This is a genomic window from Gammaproteobacteria bacterium, assembly GCA_013001575.1.
In the GTDB taxonomy this organism is placed as follows: domain Bacteria; phylum Pseudomonadota; class Gammaproteobacteria; order Steroidobacterales; family JABDMI01; genus JABDMI01.
The window spans coordinates 1-7,195 of record JABDMI010000013.1 but is presented as its reverse complement, the minus strand read 5'-3'; the positions used below and the strand labels follow the sequence as shown (position 1 = coordinate 7,195).

Annotated in this window: 6 protein-coding genes; 4 read left to right on the top strand and 2 right to left on the bottom strand. The window is 48.9% G+C overall.

What is annotated here, in order from left to right:
- Positions 1 to 344, bottom strand: a 344-nt coding sequence (locus HKN88_01020; GenBank protein ID NNC96630.1) for a methionyl-tRNA formyltransferase, incomplete at its 3' end; no start/stop codon positions are given.
- A 49-nt stretch (positions 345 to 393) separates the two neighbouring features.
- Positions 394 to 921: a peptide deformylase gene (def, locus tag HKN88_01015; protein ID NNC96629.1), complete on the bottom strand. Its 528-nt coding sequence runs from the start codon at positions 919 to 921 to the stop codon at positions 394 to 396.
- Between the two features lie 207 nt (positions 922 to 1,128).
- On the opposite strand from def, the gene HKN88_01010 reads away from it, so the two are divergent.
- The 4 genes from HKN88_01010 to HKN88_00995 all read left to right on the top strand — a co-directional run bounded on the left by HKN88_01010 (position 1,129) and on the right by HKN88_00995 (position 6,999).
- Positions 1,129 to 2,385: a LysM peptidoglycan-binding domain-containing protein gene (locus HKN88_01010; protein NNC96628.1), complete on the top strand. Its 1,257-nt coding sequence runs from the start codon at positions 1,129 to 1,131 to the stop codon at positions 2,383 to 2,385.
- A gap of 195 nt (positions 2,386 to 2,580) precedes the next feature.
- Positions 2,581 to 3,684, top strand: coding sequence for a DNA-protecting protein DprA (gene dprA, locus HKN88_01005; GenBank protein ID NNC96627.1), 1,104 nt, complete (start codon positions 2,581 to 2,583; stop codon positions 3,682 to 3,684).
- Between the two features lie 84 nt (positions 3,685 to 3,768).
- The gene (locus HKN88_01000) at positions 3,769 to 4,257 is read left to right on the top strand and encodes a DUF494 domain-containing protein (protein ID NNC96626.1); all 489 of its coding nucleotides are present in this window, start codon (positions 3,769 to 3,771) and stop codon (positions 4,255 to 4,257) included.
- A 252-nt stretch (positions 4,258 to 4,509) separates the two neighbouring features.
- The gene (locus HKN88_00995; protein NNC96625.1) at positions 4,510 to 6,999 is read left to right on the top strand and encodes a DNA topoisomerase I; all 2,490 of its coding nucleotides are present in this window, start codon (positions 4,510 to 4,512) and stop codon (positions 6,997 to 6,999) included.
- The last annotated feature ends 196 nt before the right edge of the window (positions 7,000 to 7,195 follow it).

Genomic DNA, 7,195 nt, shown 5'->3' with positions numbered 1-7,195 from the left:
AGGAGTGAGGCGTGAATATTCAAGCAACCCAGGCGTGGTATATCTAGCACGCTTTGTGGCAAGATCAAGCCGTATGCCGCAACAATCATGGCGTCGGCCTGCAAGCGGCGTAATTGCTTTTTAATCGCGGCCTTGCGCAAGCTCAGGGGTTGCAAGACTTCCAGGCCTAATGCCAGCGCCGCTTGCTTTACAGGACTGGCCTGAAGTTTGCGTCCTCTGCCAGCCGGACGATCGGGTTGGGTTAAGACTGCAACAATTGTATGACCCGCCCCGTGTAATGCGCGCAGAGCCGGCACTGAAAAATCGGGCGTTCCCGCGTAAATTAAACGTAGGGGCTTGTTCATGTTATGACTGGTACGAAAACTTTTGAAAAAAAATTTACAGAACCCGCTATCAAGCGGTCTCTTTTTGGGCTTCAAGTTTTTTTTGCTTACGCTGTTTTTCCAAAGCTTTGCGAATGCGGTCGCGTTTCAGTGGAGACAAATAATCCACAAACAATTTACCCAGTAGATGATCCATTTCGTGCTGAATGCACACGGCGAGTAATTCTTTGGCTTGCAGTTCGAATGTTTCGCCCTCCACGTCCTGGGCACGCACGGTGATCTCGGCAGCGCGCGGAACTTCGGCGTAAATTTCAGGCACCGACAGACAACCCTCTTCCATTACCTGGTCGCCGGAGCGCGAAATTATCTCGGGATTGATCAAGACCAGAGGCTCATCTTTATCCGCACTCACATCGATCACGATCAGGCGCTGATGGTAATTCACCTGGGTAGCGGCCAGACCAATACCCGGTGCGGCGTACATGGTTTCAAACATATTCGCGACCTGGGTTTTAAGCGCGGCGTCAAAGACTGTCACGTTTTCAGCCACCGTACGTAATCTGGGATCGGGAAATTCGAGTATTTTCAGTAATGACATGGAGTAAAACATCCTTAATTTCGTGCAATTTACTATAAAATGCTGCTAAAGTTATGACTTTAAAGGAGTTGTCAGAGAAATTAGCCGCTATTTATATAGCCATGCTTATTGGGTTCTGACCATTTTAGGGGACGCCCGGTTCCCGTTAAATACGCTATTACAGCCATATTTACTGGACTGGGCCTGGCAAGTAAGAGGAAAAAAACGGTGAAAAAAGCTATGAATAGTCGTTCCAAAGCACATTGTATAGCACTCATTACGGGCTGTCTCGCCCTGACATTTGCGGGTGGTTGTTCGCAATTTGGCGGCGCCGACTCCCAAATCAATCAATCTGGCGAAGCACCAAAAAGGGTTTATTCCACTCGTACTGCACCGCCACCAGCGCAAAAAAATAACAGTTATTCCTATCGTGACAATACGGATACAGGCGCGGCCCACGACGCTTCAATTCTGGCCGACAACTACCCGAATAGTTATACGGTAGTGCGTGGCGACACCTTATGGGATATCTCGGCGCGCTTTTTGAAAGACCCGTGGTTATGGCCAGAAGTGTGGCAGGTAAACGAGCAGATCGTAAACCCGCATTTGATCTATCCAGGTGATGTGATCACTTTGATCTGGGTGGATGGCAAGCCTCAGTTAAGACTGGGTGAAGGTACCGTGCGTCTCTCGCCGCGCATTCGATACGAAGATCTTGGTCAGGCTATTCCAACCATCGATTCGGACGCAATTGCCGCGTTCTTGTCCAAACCTACCGTACTCGATCGCGCCTACGCCGATTCACTCCCGTATATCCTGGCCAGCAGTGATGGCCGCTTGATCATGGCCGAGCGTAACAGTGTGTATGCGCGTGGCGATCTGGTTGCCGAACAGGATTACAACATCATGCACATCGGTGATCCGTACATCGATCCCGAGACCAATTACATTTTCGGCTACGAAGCCACTAACGTTGGGGAAGGCAATGTGACCCGTGGTGGTGATCCTGTCACCATGTATTTGAAAAGAACCCATCGCGAAGTCTTACGTGGTGACCGTTTAATGAAAGTCGACCCCCGTGACCTTGATCAGACCTACTACCCGCATGCGGCTGTGGCCGGACTGGATGGCTCGATCATCAGCGTGTTCGACGGCGTTTCATACATTGGTCAATACGACATCGTGGTGTTAAATCGTGGAGCGAATGTTGGCCTGGAAGATGGCAGCGTGATCAAGATCTATCAACGTGGTGAAACCATTTTCGATCCTTACACCAAACAGACCGCTGACGTGAAAAAAGGCGGCTTTATCCAGAGTCTGAAAAATCTTGGTGGCAATAAACAACAAGGCAGTCATGTAAAATTGCCTGACGAACCGGCCGGTGTTGCCATGGTCTTCCGGACCTATGACTCGATCAGTTACGCTTTGGTTATGCAGGCCGAGCGCGAGATCAAAGAGGGGGACTCCATTCGCTCACCGCGTTGATCTCTACAAATTAATACTAAACCCCGGACTTGTTCCGGGGGTTTTTTTGCCTGCAATCTGATAATCTCCACTAAGTAGGATTTGTCTGACGGAATTTTTACCAGACTTGTGAAATAATAAGCCTGAAAAAGGAATTTCAAAATGACAAACAGCGCAGCACAGAGTTCAAATCAATTACCCAGCTTCAACACGCCTATGGATCCTGGCGCATGGCTGATATTGCTTAAAGCGCCCAAACTCGGGCCAGTACGCATCCGTCAGCTGATTAGCGAATACCAATCTCCAGATGCGGTTATCCAGGCCTCGGCAAAACAACTGCGGGAGTTGAAAGTACCGGATAATGCAATCCGCTGGATCAAGCAAGCCGGACAAGCCGATCTGCAAAACGAGCTGGCCTGGCTGTCACAAGACGGCAATGAGATGGTGTCGTTTAAAGATCCCGCTTATCCCGCCCTGCTCGCTCAATTACACGATGCCCCGGTGCTGCTGTTTACCCACGGCAATGTCGATCTGTTGAGTTTGCCGCAGTTGGCCATGGTGGGCTCACGTCACCCCAGTGCCGATGGTAAACAAACGGCTTTTCAGTTTGCCGAATGTCTGGCTGCCGGTGGGCTGATCATTACCTCGGGCCTGGCCCAGGGTATTGATGCCGAAAGTCATAAAGGCGCCTTGAGTTGCGGTCGCACGATTGCTGTGTGTGCCACAGGACTGGACCGAGTGTATCCACCGGCAAATTTAAGTCTGGCCAAAAATATTGCCCGAGAGGGATTACTGGTCAGTGAGTTTTTACCCGGAACCAATGTGCATAAAGCATTTTTCCCGCGGCGTAATCGTTTGATCAGTGGTCTGAGTTTAGGCACTTTGGTGGTTGAAGCAAGTTTACGCAGTGGCTCCCTGATCACCGCTCAATGCGCTCTGGAGCAAGGTCGTGAAGTGTTTGCGATCCCGGGCTCGATCCATAACCCGATGTCCAAGGGCTGTCATGGTCTGATCAAGCAAGGCGCCAAACTGGTTGAAAATGCAGCGGACATAATTGAAGAATTGCAAAGTCACTTACAACGCATGAGTTCTGGGTTACACTCGTCTCAGCATAGGGAACAAAGACAGGTCGAACAACACAGCACTCTGGATCCGGAATATAGGGACTTACTTGAACACATCACTTATGCCCCCATATCGATCGACCAACTCGTGGAAACCACGAAGCAAAGGGTCGAAGCCATATCTTCGATGTTGCTGATTCTCGAACTCGAGGGTCTGGTACAAAACGCGGGCGCTGGTTGTTACAGTCGTTGCTGAAAATAAATAACACAACTCTGACAACTCACTTTATTGCAAGAGATCAGTCTTATATAAGAATTGACTTTGTGACAGGAATAACAAATGCGACAAAATGTTTTAGACGTGCTTATCTATTTATTCGAAACCTATTCGGACGAAAATTCTTCGCACCCGCCCGAACGTAATGATCTGGAAGACGAACTCTCGCGTGCAGGCTTTAGCGATGCGGAAATTGATCGCGCTTTAGGCTGGATCGATGAGCTAACTTTACAATGGAGTTACGACCGTAGCCCGAAAACAACTGAAGTTAAACAGGCCCCCGGCTCACGTATTTTCACTCAGGATGAACAGGTTCTGATCCCGTCACATTGCCGCGGCTATATCTATTACCTGGAACAGATCGGCATTTTGGACGAAGAACAGCGTGAGCGCGTGATCGACCGCATCATAGCCCTGGAAACCGATGATCTGGACGTGGAGTCCCTGCAATGGGTGGTGTTAATGGTGTTGTTCTCACAACCGGACCAGGAGAAGGCTTTTCAGAATATGGAAACCCTGATCGATCGGGAAAATGCCGGTTTAGTGCATTAATTTCCGGTTTTAGACGACAATTCGAACATAATTTAAGCAAATCAGGCGCGCGTTCTTACCTGATCCCAAAGCAATCGAGTGTATATAAATAAGAAACTGCACTTGCATCCATGCTCGACTAAAGTACACTGCGCAGCCTTTGCATAAGCTATGGAAAGCCAACCTCGACACTTAAGTGCCGGAACGATCAATACAAGGAATTATCAAAATGCCTGTTGACAAGACCCCCATTTCTAATTTATTTCTATATATATGAGTAAAAATATCGTCATCGTGGAATCGCCTGCAAAGTCGAAGACCATTAAAAAATACCTCGGTAAAGATTTCGAGATCCTGGCCTCGTATGGTCATGTGCGCAGTCTGGTAAGGAAAAATGGTGCGGTCGATACCGAACATGATTTCAATATGAACTACGAGATCATCGAGCGGAATGAGAAACATGTAAATAAAATTGCACGTGCGATGAAAAAGGCCGACGCTTTATATCTCGCAACTGACCCCGATCGCGAAGGCGAAGCCATTTCCTGGCATTTGCTCGAAATATTAAAAGAGCGCGGTTTGCTTGAGGGCAAAAAAGTCTATCGCGTGGTGTTTTATGAAATCACCAAAAAAGCCGTACAAGAAGCCGTGGCCAATCCACGCGGTATGGCAACCGAACTGGTCGACGCCCAACAAGCCCGTTCCGCCCTGGACTTTTTAGTCGGGTTTAATCTCTCTCCCCTATTGTGGAAAAAAGTACGCCCGCGCTTATCGGCCGGCCGTGTACAAAGTCCGGCATTGCGCTTGATCGTTGAACGTGAAGACGAGATTGATGCCTTTGAACCGCAAGAATACTGGAGCATTGGTGCCAACCTGGCTCACAAAGCCAAACCATTTCATTCCAAACTTGCCGAATACGCCGGTGAAAAGGTCAAACAATTCACTTTCACCTCGGCTGACGAGGTGGAAAAGGTCAAGGCCGCTTTGGAAAAGGCCGCCAAAGCACAAGACAACAAGCTGGTCATTAAAAAGATCGAGAAAAAGCAACGTCGTCGCAATCCCAGCGCGCCTTTTTCGACCTCGACCTTGCAACAGGAAGCCTCCAAAAAACTCGGTTTCAGTGCACGTAAAACCATGAGCGTGGCACAAAAGCTGTATGAAGGTATGGACGTCGGCGAAGGTGCTCCGGCCGGTCTTATTACCTATATGCGTACCGATTCGGTGAATCTGGCCGACGTTGCCATGGACGAAGTGCGTGAATTGATCGGTAAACGGTACGGTAAAGATTCATTGCCTAAAGAACCTCGCATTTTCAAGACCAAGTCACGCAATGCCCAGGAAGCGCATGAGGCCATACGTCCGACTTCCGCGATGCGTATCCCTGAAGAGATCAAATCCTTTTTAGATAACGATCAGTACCGTTTATACGATCTGATCTGGAAACGCACAGTCGCATCCCAGATGACGCCTGCGGTGTTTGATACCCTGGCCGTGGATCTGTATGCCGGCGAGCATCGTTTTCGTGCCAATGGCTCCACCTTGGTCATCCCGGGCTTTATGGCGGTGTATCAAGAAGCCAAAGACGAAGACAAACAGGATGAAGACGACGAAAAACTTCTGCCACCGCTTAAAGAGGGTGACAAAATTCCGCTCGGAGACATTCTGACCGAACAACATTTCACCCAACCGCCACCGCGTTTTACCGAAGCGAGTTTGGTGAAAACTCTGGAAGAATACGGCATTGGTCGTCCTTCGACCTACGCGAGTATTATTTCCACACTGGTTGCCCGCGAATATGTAGAACTTGAAAATCGCCGCTTTACCCCGACCGACATCGGCAAGATCGTTGGACACTTTTTGGCGAAACATTTCACCAAATATGTGGATTACGAATTTACCGCAAATCTCGAAGGCGAGCTGGATGCAGTGTCACGTGGCGAGGAAGACTGGAAAAAATTACTCGAGAAGTTCTGGAAACCCTTCAAGGCCCAGGTTGATGACAAAGAAGAAAATGTTTCCCGTTCCGAAGTCGCCCAGGCCCGTCATTTAGGCGAAGACCCGAAAACCGGCAAGCCGGTGTATGTGCGCATGGGTCGTTACGGACCCTTCGCCCAGATCGGTGAAGCGCCCACTGAAGAAAACCCAGATGTTGAAAAACCCAAATTCGCCAGTCTGCTGCCCGGTATGAAAATGGACAAGGTTGACTTGGAACAAGCGCTTGTTTTATTTCAGTTACCCAGAGAACTGGGTGAAACCGAGGATGGCAAACGCGTACGCACAGCGATCGGTCGCTTTGGCCCTTATGTCCAGGTGGGCATGAAAACCAAAACCACCAAACCCATGTACGTATCGATCAAGGATCCGGAGAACGACAGTCCCTACACCATCACTTTTGAACGCGCGATGGAATTGGTGGCCGAAAAAATACAAGCCGATCTCGACAAGATCATCAATAGCTGGGAAGAAGAAGGCATTCAGATCCTGAAAGGCCGCTGGGGGCCGTATGTGACCGACGGCACCAAAAACGCCCGGGTTCCCAAAGATGTGGATCCTACCACCATCACTCTGGAACAGGCTCTGGAAATGATCGCCAACGCGCCTGAGAAAAAAGGTCGCTTTGGTAAAAAGAAAACCACCAAAAAAGCCGCTGCGAAAAAGAAAACTAAAAAGAAGGCCAAGAAAAAGGCTAAGAAAAAAGCTAAAAAGAAGACTAAAAAGAAAGCCAAGAAAAAAACCTCGAAAAAGAAAGTGCCTGCGAAATAGCTCGCAGGCATCCTGTGTTTGATAAAAATTTATGTCGTCAACACATGCAGATAAGACATGGCACCGACACTGTCCGGACTCTCGCTCGCTTAATACCCGCTAGATTCCGGATATGCTATTGCTGACTGGTAATTCGATATAATCTACCCATGCCCTCCCAATTTCAGATAGCAAAAGCCGTCGACACTGTGCAACA